The sequence below is a fragment of the Streptomyces sp. NPDC029956 genome (genome assembly GCF_055574655.1).
Window position 1 is genome coordinate 16663 of sequence record NZ_JBVHZJ010000044.1, and the last position, 15411, is coordinate 32073.

A 15411-nucleotide genomic window follows, 5' to 3' on the forward strand; every position below is an offset into this window, starting at 1 on the left:
ATCCCGCGACCACGACCGATAGACTGTCCGCGGAACGTCTTGGGGCGCAGCCCCCTGCCGGTCCGTCAACGAAGAGCCAGCAGCCGCTGCAACCCCAGGGAGCGTTGTGTCCCGTCGTCTGTTCACCTCGGAGTCCGTCACCGAGGGACACCCCGACAAGATCGCTGACCAGATCAGCGACACCATCCTCGACGCACTGCTGCGAGAGGACCCCACCTCGCGCGTCGCCGTCGAGACGCTGATCACCACCGGCCTCGTGCACGTCGCCGGTGAGGTGACCACCAAGGCGTGGGCGGACATCCCGACCCTCGTCCGGAACAAGATCCTCGAGATCGGTTACGACTCCTCGAAGAAGGGCTTCGACGGCGCCTCCTGCGGCGTGTCGGTGTCCATCGGGTCTCAGTCCCCGGACATCGCCCAGGGCGTGGACACCGCCTACGAGCAGCGGGTCGAGGGCGATGAGGACGAGCTGGACAAGCAGGGCGCCGGCGACCAGGGCCTGATGTTCGGCTACGCGTCGGACGAGACCCCCGAGCTGATGCCGCTGCCGATCCACATCGCGCACCGGCTCTCCCGCCGGCTGACCGAGGTCCGCAAGAACGGCACCATCCCGTACCTGCGCCCCGACGGCAAGACCCAGGTCACCATCGAGTACGACGGCGACAAGGCCGTCCGCCTCGACACGGTCGTCGTCTCCTCGCAGCACGCGTCCGACATCGACCTGGAGTCGCTGCTCGCGCCCGACATCCGCGAGTTCGTCGTCGAGCACGTGCTCAAGCAGCTCGTCGAGGACGGCATCAAGCTCGACACGGACGGCTACCGCCTCCTGGTGAACCCGACCGGCCGCTTCGAGATCGGCGGCCCCATGGGCGACGCCGGCCTCACCGGACGCAAGATCATCATCGACACCTACGGCGGCATGGCCCGCCACGGTGGCGGCGCCTTCTCCGGCAAGGACCCGTCCAAGGTCGACCGCTCGGCCGCCTACGCCATGCGCTGGGTCGCCAAGAACGTCGTCGCCGCCGGCCTCGCCGCGCGCTGCGAGGTCCAGGTCGCCTACGCGATCGGCAAGGCCGAGCCCGTCGGTCTCTTCGTCGAGACCTTCGGCACCAACACCGTCGACAACGAGAAGATCGAGAACGCCATCGCCGAGGTCTTCGACCTCCGCCCGGCCGCGATCATCCGTGACCTCGACCTGCTCCGCCCGATCTACTCCCAGACCGCCGCGTACGGCCACTTCGGCCGAGAGCTGCCGGACTTCACCTGGGAGCGCACGGACCGCGTGGACGCCCTGAAGCAGGCCGCCGGCCTGTAGGTCTCCCCGACCCGCACGACCGAAGCCCGGTACCCCCTCGGGGTGCCGGGCTTCGGCATGCCCGACTGTCGGCGCCGTCTGGTAGGTATGGGGCTGTGAGCAGCGAGAAAGAGAATCCCGACGAGACCGCTGAACCCGAGCAGCTCGCGCTCATTCGGGAGACCGTGCGGCAGGCGAAGGTGCCGCGCGCCAAGCCGCGCACCTGGCGCGGGGCCGCGCTGGCCAAGGAGCTGCCCGTCGCGCGGGTCGTCGTGAACAAGGGGTCGCTCCATCTCGACCAGTTCTTCGACTACGCCGTCCCCGAGGAACTGGACGAGGCCGCCCGGCCCGGGGTGCGGGTGCGGGTGCGGTTCGGCGCGGGGGCGCACCAGGTCAAGAACGGACGCCGGGAGGGCGGACGGCTCATCGACGGCTTCCTCGTCGAGCGCCGGGCCACCTCCGACTACTCGGGACCGCTGGCCGCACTCGCCGACGTCGTCTCCCCGGAACCGGTCCTCGGCCCCGAGCTGCTCGGACTCGCCCGGGCCGTCGCCGACCGGTACGCCGGAAGCCTCGCCGACGTGCTCCAGCTCGCCGTGCCGCCGCGCAGCGCCCGCGCCGAGGGGCGCCCTTCGCCGGAGCCGCTGCCGCCGCCCGCCGCTCCGGAACCGGGCAGCTGGTCGCGGTACGAGCGGGGGCCCGCGTTCCTCGACTCCCTCGCGCGCGGCGGGACCCCCCGCGCCGTCTGGAACGCGCTCCCGGGACCGCACTGGGCCGAGGAGATCGCCCGCGCCGTCGGCGCCACCCTGGCCTCCGGCCGGGGCGCCCTCGTCGTCGTACCCGACGGCCGTGCGGCGGGTCGGGTCGACGAGGCGCTCACCACCGTCCTGGGGGAGGGGCGGCACGCCCTGCTCACGGCAGAGGCGGGCCCCGAGAAGCGGTACGCGCAGTGGCTCGCCGTACGGCGCGGCGCGGTACGGGCGGTCGTCGGCACCCGGGCCGCGATGTTCGCCCCCGTCCGCGACCTCGGTCTCGTCGTCATCTGGGACGACGGCGACGGCAGCCACAGCGAGCCGCACGCCCCGCAGCCGCACGCGCGCGACGTCCTGCTGCTCCGCGCCGCCCACGACCGCTGCGCCTTCCTCCTCGGCAGCACCGGCTGCACCGTCGAGGCCGCCCAGCTCGTCGAGTCCGGCTGGGCCAAGGCCCTGTTCGCCGGACGCGAGCAGGTCCGCAGGGCCGCCCCGCTGATCAGGACCGTGGGCGACGGCGAACTGGCCCGCGACGAGGCGGCGCGCGCCGCCCGACTGCCCTCCCTGGCCTGGCAGACCGTACGCGAAGGGCTCAAGACAGGACCCGTCCTGGTCCAGGTGCCCCGTCGGGGGTACGTACCGAGGCTCGCCTGCGAGCGGTGCCGGACGCCCGCCCGCTGCCGCCACTGCGCCGGGCCCCTGGAGGCTCCCGAGCAGCAGGAGCTGCACTGCGGCTGGTGCGGGCGCGGGGCCTCCGACTGGCACTGCGTGGAGTGCGGCTCCACCCGGCTGCGGGCCCAGGTCGTCGGCGCGCGCCGGACGGCGGAGGAACTCGGCCGGGCGTTCCCCGCGGTGCCGGTCAGGACCTCGGGACGGGACCACATCCTGGACACCGTGCCGGGGCGCCCCGCGCTCGTCGTCTGCACCCCCGGCGCCGAGCCGGTCGCCGAGGGCGGCTACGCGGCCGCGCTGCTCCTCGACGGCTGGGCCATGCTCGGCCGACCCGATCTGCGGGCGGGCGAGGAGGCCCTGCGGCGCTGGATCGACGCGGCCTCGCTCGTCCGGGGGCAGCCCGACGGCGGCACCGTGGTCGTGGTCGCCGAGCCGACGCTCCGGCCCGTCCAGGCGCTGGTCCGCTGGGACCCCGTCGGGCACGCCCAGCGCGAGCTGGCCGAACGGGCCGAGCTCGGCTTCCCGCCGGTCTCCCGGATGGCGGCGGTCACAGGTCCGCCGGAGGCGGTCGCGGGACTGCTGGCCGCGGCGGGGCTGCCCGCCGACGCCGAGGTGCTCGGCCCGGTGCCGTTGCCGGTGGTCCGCCCCGGGGGCCCCCGGAGACCGGGCGACCCGCCGCCGGGCGAGCAGTGGGAGCGCGCCCTGGTCCGGGTCCCGCCGGGCAGCGGCGCGGCCCTGGCGACCGCGCTCAAGCAGGCCAGGGCGGCCCGGATGACGCGGGGCGGCGGGGACCCGGTGCGGATCCGGGTGGACCCGCCGGACATCGGCTGACGGCCGGCCGCCGGGCGAACCCTGACGACCGGGCGTCGGGTCCGTCGGGCGAACGCCCGGACACGGCTCGGCCTTCCGGCCCGGACACGGGAGCGCCTTGCGCCCCGGACACGGCTCGGCTTGCGCCCCGGACACGGGGCGGCCGCCCGCCCCCATGGGGACGGGCGGCCGTACGGCGCTCGCGGGTCAGCCGTTGCGGGGGCCGGGGAAGGCCGACGTGCGCGGCTCCTCGCGGAGGGAGGCGCTGCCCGAGGTCGGCTGCGGGGGCATCGACCGGGCCGCGGGCACCGAGGGGAGCGCGCGGGTCGCGCTCGGCTCCACGATCGGATCCTGGTCGATCCCGACGCCCGGCTGGGGTGCGCGCCGGGCACCGTAACGGCGGTGGACGGCCTGCTTGGTGACTCCGAGCGCGGAGCCCACGGCGTCCCAGGAGAACCCGAGCGAGCGGTCGAAGTCGACCGCGGCGGTCACCAGGGTCTCGACACTGTCCCGCAGCTCCTGGGCGAGACGGACGGTGGGGGCGGGGGCCCGCCCGTAGACGACGAAGCCCGTGGAAGGGCCGGAGCGGCGAGGGCGGTAGACATTGCCCAGCTGGGCCGTGAGCGTGCGCAGTGCGTCCACCTGCCGCCGGACCCGCTCGATGTCCCGCACCAGCAGGTGCAGACTCGCCCGAGCCTGGGCGTCGTGGGTTGCGTGGTCGGCCATGTGAAAGCCTCTCGAACCGGCATGTAAGGGGAAGGGCCGCAGGGGGGAACGGCGACCCGATTCGGTCAATCTCTCTTGACCAACGCGCCACCGGGGGTTGGGTCACGCTGCGGGGGCGTACACGCATATGCGCGGGGCGCTCGCCCTTCCGTACGCCCCCTCCGTCAGGGGCGTCGGGGTCCCGGCGCCGCGGAGCCGCGGGCGCCCTAGACTGGTGCGCTGCCCGTAAAGCCCCCGGAGAGACAGGCAGTCGACACTCATGAAGCTCGTCTTCGCAGGCACCCCCGAGGTCGCCGTTCCCGCCCTGGACGCCCTGCTCGCCTCCGGCCGGCACGAGGTGGCCGCCGTCGTCACCCGGCCGGACGCCCCGGCGGGGCGGGGCAGGCGGCTCGTCGCCAGCCCGGTGGCCCAGCGGGCCGAGGAGGCCGGGATCGAGGTCCTGAAGCCGACCAGGCCCCGTGACGAGGGCTTCCTCGCCCGGCTGCGGGAGATCGCCCCGGACTGCTGCCCGGTCGTCGCCTACGGCGCGCTGCTGCCCAAGGTCGCTCTCGACATCCCCACCCGCGGCTGGGTCAACCTGCACTTCTCGCTGCTGCCGGCCTGGCGGGGCGCGGCCCCCGTGCAGCACTCGCTGATGGCGGGCGACGAGGTGACGGGCGCGTCCACCTTCCTGATCGAGGAGGGGCTGGACTCCGGGCCGGTCTACGGCGTCGTCACCGAGGACATCCGGCCGACCGACACCAGCGGTGACCTGCTCACCCGGCTCGCGTTCGCGGGCGCCGGGCTGCTGGCCGCCACCATGGACGGCATCGAGGACGGCGCGCTCCAGGCCGTCCCGCAGCCGGTCGAGGGGATCACCCTCGCTCCGAAGATCCAGGTCGAGGACGCCCACGTCGACTTCGCCGCCCCCGCGCTGCGGGTGGACCGCGTGGTCCGCGGCTGCACCCCGGCCCCCGGCGCCTGGACGGTCTTCCGGGGCGAGCGCCTCAAGCTGATCCAGGTCACCCCGCTGCCCGACCGCACCGACCTGGCCCCGGGGCAGCTCGCCGCGGGCAAGAACAACGTGTACGCGGGCACCGGCTCGTACGCCGTCGAGCTCCTCTGGGTGCAGCCCCAGGGCAAGAAGCCGATGAAGGCCGCCGACTGGGCGCGCGGCGTGCGCATCGCGCCGGGCGAGGTCCTGGGCGTCTGAGGCCTCCGGGGGCCCGTGGGGCGGCGGGGGCAGGGGTCCCCAGGGCCCGGGAGCGGGCGGCGGCGCGGCGGACGTAGGCTTGGGGGGTTCGACCTCTTCATTTCGTCACGCGGAGCACCTTTGAGCGAGCAGGCACGTCGCCGTCCCCACAAGCCCTACCGGCGGCCCCAGAAGGACCCCGTCCGGATGCTCGCCTTCGAGGCGCTGAGGGCGGTGGACGAGCGGGACGCCTACGCGAACCTGGTGCTGCCGCCGCTGCTCAAGAAGGCCCGCGAGGGCGGGGACTTCGACGGCAGGGACGCGGCGCTCGCGACCGAGCTGGTCTACGGGACGCTGCGCCGCCAGGGCACGTACGACGCGATCATCGCCGCCTGCATCGACCGGCCGCTGCGCGAGGTCGACCCGCCCGTGCTCGATGTGCTCGCGCTCGGTGCCCACCAGCTGCTCGGCACCCGGATCCCCACCCACGCCGCCGTCTCCGCCAGCGTCGAGCTGGCGCGGGTCGTGCTCGGCGACGGGCGGGCCAAGTTCGTGAACGCCGTGCTGCGGAAGATCTCGCAGCAGGATCTCGACGCCTGGGTGGCTCAGGTCGCCCCGCCGTACGACGCGGACCCCGAGGACCACCTCGCCGTCGTCCACTCGCACCCCCGCTGGGTCGTCTCGGCGCTCTGGGACTCCCTCGGCGGCGGCCGTGCCGGGATCGAGGACCTCCTGGAGGCCGACAACGAGCGCCCCGAGGTCACCCTCGTCGCCCGTCCCGGCCGGTCCACCACCGACGAGCTCGCCGAGGCCACCGAGACCCTGCCGGGCCGCTGGTCGCCGTACGCCGTGCGGATGGCCGAGGGCGGCGAGCCCGGTGCCATCGAGGCGGTCAAGGACGGCCGGGCCGGCGTCCAGGACGAGGGCAGTCAGCTCGTCGCGATCGCCCTCGCCGATGCGCCGCTCGACGGCCCCGACGCCCGCTGGCTCGACGGCTGCGCGGGGCCCGGCGGCAAGGCCGCCCTCCTGGCGGCCCTCGCCTCCGAGCGGGGCGCCGCCCTGCTCGCCTCCGAGAAGCAGCCGCACCGCGCGCGCCTCGTCGAGCGCGCCCTCGCCGGGAACCCCGGCCCGTACCAGGTGATCGCCGCCGACGGCACCCGGCCGCCGTGGCGCCCCGGCTCCTTCGACCGGGTCCTCATGGATGTGCCCTGCTCGGGCCTCGGCGCGCTGCGCCGTCGCCCCGAGGCCCGCTGGCGCCGTCGTCCCGAGGACCTGGACGGCTTCGCGCCGCTCCAGCGCGCCCTGCTCACGGAGGCGCTCGCCGCGGTCCGGGTCGGCGGTGTCGTGGGGTACGCGACCTGCTCGCCGCACCTCGCCGAGACCCGGGTGGTCGTCGACGACGTCCTGAAGAAGGTCGGCGGCGCCGAGCTGATCGACGCCCGCCCGCTGCTGCCGGGCGTACCGGCGCTCGGTGACGGTCCGGACCTCCAGCTCTGGCCGCATCTGCACGGTACGGACGCCATGTATCTGGCGCTCATCCGCCGCACGGCGTGACCCGGCGGTCTTCCGACCCTTCGATCACCTGACCGTAATATCCCGGTCTGCGCCGGTCCCGGCTCGTCGCTTCGCACCGAAAATGGTCTGGACCGCATCCGAAACCGCTCGGCGGCAAAGAAGTGCCCAAGAACGTGGGAGGCTTGGTCCATGGCGCAGATCAACCCCAGCATTCTGTCCGCGGACTTCGCCCGGCTCGCCGATGAGGCGAAGGCCGTCGACGGGGCCGACTGGCTCCACGTCGATGTCATGGACAACCACTTCGTGCCCAACCTGACCCTGGGTGTGCCGATCGTGGAGTCGCTCGCCCGCGCGACCGACACCCCCCTCGACTGCCATCTGATGATCGAGGACCCCGACCGCTGGGCGCCCCAGTACGTCGAGGCGGGCGCCGGTTCGGTGACCTTCCACGTCGAGGCCGCCGCGGCGCCGGTCCGGCTCGCGCGCGAGATCCGGGCCAAGGGCGCGCGCGCCTCCATGGCGCTCAAGCCGGCCACCCCCATCGAGCCGTACGAGGACCTGCTCCCCGAGCTCGACATGCTGCTGATCATGACCGTCGAGCCCGGCTTCGGCGGTCAGGCCTTCCTCGACATCATGCTGCCGAAGATCCGCCGAACCCGTGAGCTGATCTCCAAGCACGGTCTGGAGCTGTGGCTCCAGGTCGACGGCGGGGTCGCCGAGTCCACGATCGAGCGGTGCGCGGAGGCCGGCGCCGATGTCTTCGTGGCGGGTTCCGCGGTCTACGGCGCGGCAGATCCGGCCGCCGCCGTCGCCTCGTTGCGGGCCCGCGCGGAGGTCGCGACGGCCGCCGCCCCGTGGGCGTGTGGCCACTGAGCCTCCGGCTGATGAACGCGGTCCGTCGGGCCGTCGACAGGACTGATCAAGGCGCGCCGTATCTGACAGGATGGACGGCGAGTCCAGAGTGTGAACGACAGCGGTACGCGAACAGCGGTACATGAACGTCGGTACGTGAACAGCGGTACGTGAACAGGTGAGGAGATCGCGGTGGCGGGTATGTCGGCGGGACGGTCAGCCCTGCGGATGGGCCCCGCGGAGCTGGTGCAGGCGGCGGCCATGGCCCGTCGCTTCTACCTCGAGGGCAAGTCCAAGATCCAGATCGCCGAGGAGTTCGGCGTGAGCCGCTTCAAGGTGGCCCGGGTCCTGGAGACCGCCCTGGAGCGTGATCTCGTACGCATCGAGATCCGCGTACCGGCCGAGCTGGACGCCGAGCGCTCCGACGCGCTCCGTGCCCGCTACGGGCTCCGTCACGCCGTCGTCGTCGAGTCCCCGGCGGAGGGCGAGGACGAGTCGCCCGACCCCGAGAACCTCGGCGAGGTCGCGGCCGACCTGCTCGGCGAGCTCGTGACCGAGGGCGACGTCCTGGGTCTCGCCTGGGGCCGCTCCACCATCCACATGGCGGCGGCGCTCGACCGGCTGCCCCCGTGCACCGTCGTCCAGCTCACCGGTGTGTACGACGCCGGGACCGCCGAGCGCGGCTCCGTCGAGGCCGTCCGCCGCGCCGCCCAGGTCTCCGGCGGTGAGGCGCACCCGATCTACGCGCCCATGCTGCTCCCGGACCCGGCGACCGCGGCGGCGCTGCGCAGCCAGACCGGTATCGCGCGGGCCTTCGAGTACTTCGACAAGGTGACCGTCGCCTGCGTCTCCATCGGCTCCTGGGAGCCGGGCATCTCGACCGTCCACGACATGCTCTCGGACGAGGAGCGTGCCCACTACGCCTCGCTCGGCGTCGCCGCCGAGATGTCCGCGCACCTCTTCGACGCCGAGGGGCGCCGGGTCGGCCGCGACCTGGGCGAGCGCTGCATCACCGTCGAGGCGGACCGGCTGCGCCGGATCCCCGAGGTCGTCGCCATCGCGGGCGGCCAGCGCAAGGCGGCGGCGATCGGCGCGGTGCTCCGCTCCGGCCTCGTCACCAGCCTGGTCACCGACCGCGCCGCGGCGGACTACCTGCTCACCGAGTCCAGCCCGGGTACCCACCCGGCGCTCGACCGGACGGACCCGGACGGCGTCTGAACGAGGACCGCGTCAGCTGATCGAGTCGGCCGAGGGCCGGAGCCATCCCGTAACGGTATGTTCGGGACATGTCGCTCCGGCCCTCTCGCGTGCTCCTCGCGCTCGTCCTCTGCGTCCTCCTGGCCGGGTGCTCCTCGTCGAGCGGCGGTGCCGGACCGGTCACGGGCGCCCGCACCACGGCCGGCGCCACGGCCGAGGCCGCCGCGCCCACCGGAACCTCGGGGCTGCCCACCGTGCGGGCCGCCGACCTGCCTCCCGAGGCGCGCAAGACGCTCGGCCTCATCGCGCGCGGCGGCCCCTACCCGTACGCCAGGGACGGCGTCGTCTTCTCCAACTTCGAGCGGATCCTGCCCCGCGAGCCACGCGGCTACTACCGCGAGTACACCGTGCGGACCCCCGGCGAACGCGACCGCGGAGCGCGCCGGATCGTCACCGGGCGGGGCGGCGAGATCTACTGGACCGACGATCACTACGAGAGCTTCCGGGAGGTGATCACGGATGAGGATTGACGATCCGGTCGTCCTCGATCTGACCGGCGTCACCGACAAGGCCGGACTCATGGACCGGTGCGCCACCGCCCTCGCCCTGCCCGACTGGTTCGGCCGGAACTGGGACGCCCTCGCCGACTGCCTCACCGATCTGCCCGGGCCGGTCACCCTCGTCGTCACCGGCTGGCGGGAGTACGCCGGGACGCGCCCGCGCGAGTGGCGGACCGCCCAGGACGTCTTCGCCGCAGCCGTCGATCAGCGCCCCACCCACCTCATGGTCCTCGTCGCCCTGGGGGCGGCATTCGGAGGATCCGACGAAGCCACTGCCGGAAGCCTCGGATGAATCGCCCGGGGCTGGTATTCGTACTGGCGTGGGACAATGAACTACGTGCTTTTTCCCCTGGCTGAAATGCCTAGGGGCCGATCCGAACGACTGGGATGTCAGCACGTGCGTTTCCTCAATGACGTCAAGCCGCCCTACGACCTGACGTACGACGATGTGTTCATGGTGCCGAGCCGCTCGGCCGTCGGTTCCCGCCAGGCGGTGGACCTCTCCTCGCCGGACGGAACCGGGACCACGATCCCGCTGGTCGTGGCCAACATGACCGCCATCGCCGGCCGCCGTATGGCCGAGACCGTCGCCCGCCGGGGCGGACTGGTCGTCATCCCGCAGGACATCCCGATCGAGGTCGTCACCGATGTGATCTCGTGGGTCAAGAGCCGTCACCACGTGCTCGACACCCCGATCGTCCTCGCCCCCCACCAGACCGTCGCCGACGCGCTCTCGCTGCTGCCCAAGCGGGCGCACGACGCCGCCGTCGTCGTCGACGAGGACCGCCGTCCCGTCGGTGTCGTCACCGACGCCGACCTGTCCGGGGTGGACCGCTTCACGCAGCTCTCCGAGGTCATGTCGAAGGACCTGCTGCTCCTCGACGCCGACATCGAGCCGCGCGACGCGTTCAACACGCTCGACCACGCCAACCGCCGCTACGCCCCGGCCGTGGACAAGGACGGCCGTCTCGTCGGCATCCTGACCCGCAAGGGCGCGCTGCGCGCGACGCTGTACAGCCCCGCCGTCGACGCGAACGGCAAGCTGCGCATCGCCGCCGCCGTCGGCATCAACGGCGACTTCGTCGGCAAGGCCAAGCAGCTCCTCGACGCGGGCGTCGACACGCTCGTCATCGACACGGCGCACGGCCACCAGGAGTCGATGATCACCGCGATCAAGGCCGTCCGCGCCCTCGACCCGCACGTCCCGATCGTCGCCGGCAACATCGTCGCGGCCGAGGGTGTGCGCGACCTCATCGAGGCCGGCGCGGACATCATCAAGGTCGGCGTGGGCCCCGGCGCCATGTGCACCACGCGCATGATGACCGGCGTCGGCCGTCCGCAGTTCTCCGCCGTCCTGGAGTGCGCCGCCGAGGCGAAGAAGTACGGCAAGAACGTCTGGGCCGACGGTGGCGTCCGGCACCCGCGCGATGTCGCCATGGCGCTCGCCGCGGGCGCGTCCAACGTGATGATCGGCTCCTGGTTCGCCGGGACGTACGAGTCCCCGGGCGACCTCCAGCACACCGCCGACGGCCGCCCGTACAAGGAGTCCTTCGGCATGGCATCGGCCCGCGCCGTGCAGAACCGCACGAGCGAGGAGTCGGCCTACGACCGCGCCCGCAAGGGTCTCTTCGAGGAGGGCATCTCCACCTCGCGCATGTTCCTCGACCCGGCCCGCCCGGGCGTCGAGGACCTGATCGACTCGATCATCGCGGGCGTCCGCTCCTCCTGCACCTACGCCGGTGCCGGCTCGCTCGCCGAGTTCGAGGAGAAGGCCGTGATCGGCATCCAGTCCGCCGCGGGCTACGCCGAGGGCAAGCCGCTGCACGCCAGCTGGAGCTAGGCCCTGTCGTCGAACTCCCGCCCTTCGGGTGACGACGGCTGTGTGACGACGGGACCTGGTCCCGTCACCTCGTGACATGAGCGGGCCCCCGGGAAATCCTTCCCGGGGGCCCGTCGTCGTCCCGTACGGTCGCCGCATGGACCCTGCGCACCGTACGGAGATCCGGCCCTGCCGCGCCGCCGACCTGTTCCTGCTCGACCGGCACCTTCCCGCGCCCGGGGCGCCGACCCGCCACGCGGACCGCTTCGCGCGCCAGGGCGCCGGGACAGGCACGTACCTCATCGGCTGGCGGGACGGGGTGCCCGTCGGTCACGGCCAGGTCCGCTGGGACGGCTGCGCGGCCCCCGAGGTGCGGGCCGTGGTCGGGGAGTGCCCGGAGTTCAACGGCCTCGACGTACGGGCGGAGCTCCGGGGCCAGGGCATCGGTACGGCGCTGATCCACGCGGCCGAGGAGCTGGCGAGGGAGCGCGGCGGGACCGCCCTGGGGATCGGCGTGGGGCACGACAACCCGCGGGCGGCGGCGCTGTACGCCCGGCTGGGCTACGCACCCGTCGTCGCCTACACGGACCGCTGGAGCTGGACGGACGCGGACGGACGTCCGCACGACGAGGCAGACCCCTGCACCTTCCTGGTCAGGGACCTCACGGCGCCGGGGGCCTGAGCGAAGGCTCCAGGACGCCGCCGAGGGCCTCGGCGACCGCCGCCGCGATCCTGGCGTGGCCCCGGTCGTCCGGGTGCAGTCCGTCCGCCAGGTGCTCCGGGCCCAGCAGGGGCCGTCCCGGCAGGACCAGGAGCCGTGTGTCGCCCTCGGCCGCCAGATCCCGGCCGGCCCGCTCCATGGCCCTGCGCAGCTCCGTGAGGGTCGCTCCGAGGGCGTTGCGGGTGTGCTCGGCCGCCGGGCGCAGCACGGGCGAGACGATCAGCAGCGGGGTGTCCGGGTGGCCTCGGCGGACCAGGCCCACGAAGGCCCGGACGGTGGCGTACAGCCAGTCGGCCGTCGCGGGCGCCTTCGACCAGCAGTTGGTGCCGAACGCGAGGGTGATCACCTCGCCGGGGAGCCGCGCCAGATGTTCGGCGAGCGGGAGTTCGCCGCGTGCCCCGCCCGCGTACCCGAGGTTCACCGCGTCGAGGCCGAGGAGCCGTCCCGCCGTGGCCGGCCAGGAGTGGGCGGGGCGGGTCGACCACCAGCCCTCGGTGATCGAATCGCCGTGGACCAGCCAGCGGGGCTGCACGGGGGCGGGGGAGAGGGCGCCGCCCAGGGCCCGCAGGGCGAGCGGCACCGGCGCCTGGCCCTCCGGGAGGTGGACGGTGAAGACGCCGCCGCCCGGGGGCAGCGGGAGCGTGACGGTGGCCTCGGGGGCCGGAGCGGCACAGGCCTCGCCGACGAGCCGCGTACCGCTCCAGAGCGCGAAGCAGTGGCGGAGTCCGGCGAGCGGGTCGCCGGGCTCGGGGACGGCCGCCCGGTAGCGCAGCAGCACCGCGCGCGTGCCGGGGGCGGCCGTGAACTCCATCCGTACGCCGATGGGCAGCGCGGCCCGCTCGGCGATGTCCCACGGCAGCCGTTCCAGGTCGTCGGGGTCGGCGCGTACCGGCCGGTTCCCGTCCAGCCAGGCCGTGCCGCGCAGGAACGGCGTGGGGTCGAGCCAGCCCACCTGTACCTCCGATCGGGGGGTCGTCGAGCGCTCGCAGCGTGGGTCATGGGGCACAAGGAGTCAATGCTCGGAGAGGACCGGTTCACACCCCCAATGTGTGGATTCATGCGGGGGAGGACAATGTTTCCCCGTCTGCGCCCCAAGCGCGCAATGATCATCCGGCAGTGCGCAACAACCCTGCATTACGAGTGCGAACCTCTGCCCCTTAGGCTCATGCCTCGTACCAGGAGTGGCGGGGACCGCCTGCTCGGCGGTTCCCCTCCCCCGTGGGCCTCTTTCGGCATGCCCGCGTACCGCTGCGGTCCCCCGTCACGACGACAGGCAGCGATAAGGAGCCTCCGCAGTGCTGGACCATGGCGCAGCCCCACCGGTCGAGGAATCGACCACCCGCAAGACCTCCGCTCTCGGCGCACTGACCCGGCGCAAGCCGGTGGAACAGCTGGTCGCAGAGGGTGGGCAGGGCGAGGGTGGCAGCCTCCGCCGCTCGCTCTCCATGTGGCAGCTGACCATGATCAGCATCGGTGCCACGCTCGGCACCGGCATCTTCGTCGTCCTCGGCGACGCCGTTCCGAAGGCCGGCCCCGCGGTCACCATCGCCTTCGTCATCGCCGGCCTCACGGCTCTCTTCTCCGCCCTCTCGTACGCCGAGCTGGCCGGCTCCATACCGGTCGCCGGCTCCTCCTACTCGTACGCTTACGCAACGATGGGTGAACTCGTCGCCTGGGTCTGCGGCTGGTGCCTGGTCCTGGAGTACGGCGTTTCGGTCGCCGCCGTGGCCGTCGGCTGGGGCGAGTACCTCAACGAGCTGCTCGACGGAACGATCGGGGTCACCATCCCCGACGTGCTCTCCTCCGCCCCGGGCGAGGGCGGCGTGATCAACCTGCCCGGCCTGATCGTGGTGCTGCTCGCCATGGTGTTCCTGCTCGGCGGCGCCCGCGAGTCCGCCGTGGTCAACACGATCATGGTCTTCGTGAAGATCGCCGCCCTCGTGCTCTTCTGCGCCATCGGCTTCATGGGCTTCAAGTCCGGCAACTACGCCGACTTCATGCCGCTCGGCATGGCCGGCGTCAGCGCCGCCGGAGCCAGCCTCTTCTTCTCCTACATCGGCTTCGACGCCGCCTCCACCGCCGGTGAGGAGGCGAAGGACCCGAAGCGCGACCTGCCCCGCGCGATCATGCTCTCGCTGCTCATCGTCACGGTCCTCTACGTCCTGGTCGCGGCCGTCGCCGTCGGCGCGTGGAACTGGAAGGACTTCGACGGCTCCGAGGCCACGCTCGCCGCGATCATGAACGACGTCAGCGGCCAGAAGTTCTGGGGCACCCTGCTCGCCGCCGGCGCCGTCATCTCGATCGCCAGCGTCGTGCTCACCGTGCTCTACGGCCAGACCCGCGTGCTCTTCGCGATGTCCCGCGACGGCCTCGTTCCCAAGGTCTTCGGCAAGGTCAACGCCAAGACCGGCACCCCGCGGGTGAACACCGTCCTCGTGTCGCTGTTCTGCGGCGCCCTCGCCTCGGTCATCCCGCTGGGCAAGCTCGTCGACGCCACCAGCATCGGCACCCTGTTCGCCTTCGCCCTGGTCAACATCGCGGTGATCGTGCTGCGCCGCACCCGCCCGACCATCGACCGCACCTTCCGCGTGCCGCTCGGCTGGACCTTCCCGATCCTGGGCTTCCTGTTCTGCGTGTACAACATGTTCAGCCTGGACGCGGTCACCTGGGTGGTCTTCGGTTGCTGGATGGCCGCGGGCCTCGTGTTCTACTTCCTGTACGGCATGCGCCGCTCCCGACTGGCCTCCGCGCCGACCGTGGCAGAGACCTCAGCAGAGAAGTGATCCACCCGTAGTGCGACTCAACGACCTCGACGAACGCATCGTCCACGCCCTCGCGGAAGACGCCCGCCGCAGCTACGCCGACATCGGCTCGCTCGTCGGACTCTCCGCCCCTGCCGTGAAGCGGCGCGTGGACCGGCTCAGGGCCGAGGGCGCCATCACCGGATTCACCGTACGGGTGGACCCGGCGGCGCTCGGCTGGGAGACCGAGGGCTTCGTCGAGATCTACTGTCGCCACAACACCTCGCCGGACGACATCAGGCGAGGCCTGGAGCGGTACCCCGAGGTGGTGTCCGCGTCGACCGTCACCGGTGACGCGGACGCCGTCGTCCAGGTCTTCGCCTCGGACATGCGCCACTTCGAGCGGGTCCTGGAGCGGATCGCGGGCGAGCCGTTCGTGGAACGCACCAAGTCCGTCCTGGTGCTGTCGCCGCTCCTGCGGCGCTTCTCCTCGGGTTCGCCCGCGTAGGGACGGTCCGTGGGCCGGGGCGGTGCGGGCCGTGGTTCCCGCACCGCCCTTCGCCCGCCCACCCCCGTGGGGC

The 15411-nt window shown here is 73.1% G+C and carries 14 protein-coding genes; 12 read left to right on the forward strand and 2 right to left on the reverse strand.

All coding sequences use genetic code 11. The features are described from left to right. Positions 1-106: 106 nt before the first annotated feature. On the forward strand, positions 107-1315 hold the full coding sequence (gene metK / locus ACZ4XX_RS28745; protein WP_030316322.1) for a methionine adenosyltransferase: 1209 nt from the start codon (positions 107-109) through the stop codon (positions 1313-1315). A gap of 95 nt (positions 1316-1410) precedes the next feature. Further along, positions 1411-3549, forward strand: coding sequence for a primosomal protein N' (locus ACZ4XX_RS28750; protein WP_468510773.1), 2139 nt, complete (start codon positions 1411-1413; stop codon positions 3547-3549). A 186-nt stretch (positions 3550-3735) separates the two neighbouring features. Here the strand turns inward: ACZ4XX_RS28750 and ACZ4XX_RS28755 are convergent, their stop codons facing one another. Beyond that, the gene (locus ACZ4XX_RS28755) at positions 3736-4254 is read right to left on the reverse strand and encodes a hypothetical protein (RefSeq protein WP_468510774.1); all 519 of its coding nucleotides are present in this window, start codon (positions 4252-4254) and stop codon (positions 3736-3738) included. Between the two features lie 259 nt (positions 4255-4513). On the opposite strand from ACZ4XX_RS28755, the gene fmt reads away from it, so the two are divergent. The 8 genes from fmt (at position 4514) to ACZ4XX_RS28795 (ending at position 12050) form a co-directional block, all read left to right on the forward strand. Continuing rightward, positions 4514-5446 carry a methionyl-tRNA formyltransferase gene (gene fmt, locus ACZ4XX_RS28760; RefSeq protein ID WP_468510775.1) on the forward strand — a complete coding sequence of 311 codons (933 nt, stop codon included), beginning with the start codon at positions 4514-4516 and terminating at the stop codon, positions 5444-5446. A 120-nt stretch (positions 5447-5566) separates the two neighbouring features. After that, positions 5567-6979, forward strand: a complete 1413-nt coding sequence (locus ACZ4XX_RS28765) for an RsmB/NOP family class I SAM-dependent RNA methyltransferase (RefSeq protein ID WP_468510776.1) — start codon at positions 5567-5569, stop codon at positions 6977-6979. Between the two features lie 150 nt (positions 6980-7129). Next, positions 7130-7813, forward strand: a complete 684-nt coding sequence (gene rpe / locus ACZ4XX_RS28770) for a ribulose-phosphate 3-epimerase (RefSeq protein ID WP_468510777.1) — start codon at positions 7130-7132, stop codon at positions 7811-7813. A 180-nt stretch (positions 7814-7993) separates the two neighbouring features. After that, positions 7994-9010 (forward strand): sugar-binding transcriptional regulator, encoded by a 1017-nt coding sequence (locus ACZ4XX_RS28775; RefSeq protein ID WP_030316333.1) that lies wholly within the window; start codon positions 7994-7996, stop codon positions 9008-9010. Positions 9011-9078: 68 nt separating this feature from the next. Beyond that, positions 9079-9519 (forward strand): guanyl-specific ribonuclease, encoded by a 441-nt coding sequence (locus tag ACZ4XX_RS28780; protein ID WP_468510778.1) that lies wholly within the window; start codon positions 9079-9081, stop codon positions 9517-9519. After that, positions 9509-9841, forward strand: coding sequence for a barstar family protein (locus tag ACZ4XX_RS28785; RefSeq protein WP_468510779.1), 333 nt, complete (start codon positions 9509-9511; stop codon positions 9839-9841). The genes ACZ4XX_RS28780 and ACZ4XX_RS28785 overlap by 11 nt, the downstream gene beginning before the upstream one ends. A 105-nt stretch (positions 9842-9946) precedes the next feature. Then, positions 9947-11389 carry a GuaB1 family IMP dehydrogenase-related protein gene (locus ACZ4XX_RS28790; protein ID WP_468510780.1) on the forward strand — a complete coding sequence of 481 codons (1443 nt, stop codon included), beginning with the start codon at positions 9947-9949 and terminating at the stop codon, positions 11387-11389. A gap of 136 nt (positions 11390-11525) precedes the next feature. After that, a complete protein-coding gene (locus tag ACZ4XX_RS28795) occupies positions 11526-12050 on the forward strand; it encodes a GNAT family N-acetyltransferase (protein WP_468510781.1) in 525 nt (174 codons plus the stop codon). On the opposite strand, the gene ACZ4XX_RS28800 is transcribed toward ACZ4XX_RS28795, so the two are convergent. Next, positions 12031-13041: a GDSL-type esterase/lipase family protein gene (locus tag ACZ4XX_RS28800; protein WP_468510782.1), complete on the reverse strand. Its 1011-nt coding sequence runs from the start codon at positions 13039-13041 to the stop codon at positions 12031-12033. The genes ACZ4XX_RS28795 and ACZ4XX_RS28800 overlap by 20 nt on opposite strands. A gap of 343 nt (positions 13042-13384) precedes the next feature. Between ACZ4XX_RS28800 and ACZ4XX_RS28805 the strand changes: the two genes are divergently transcribed. Both ACZ4XX_RS28805 and ACZ4XX_RS28810 read left to right on the forward strand, forming a co-directional pair. Further along, a complete protein-coding gene (locus ACZ4XX_RS28805) occupies positions 13385-14872 on the forward strand; it encodes an amino acid permease (RefSeq protein ID WP_468510783.1) in 1488 nt (495 codons plus the stop codon). 10 nt (positions 14873-14882) lie between these two features. Further along, positions 14883-15338: an Lrp/AsnC family transcriptional regulator gene (locus tag ACZ4XX_RS28810; protein WP_015032260.1), complete on the forward strand. Its 456-nt coding sequence runs from the start codon at positions 14883-14885 to the stop codon at positions 15336-15338. The last annotated feature ends 73 nt before the right edge of the window (positions 15339-15411 follow it).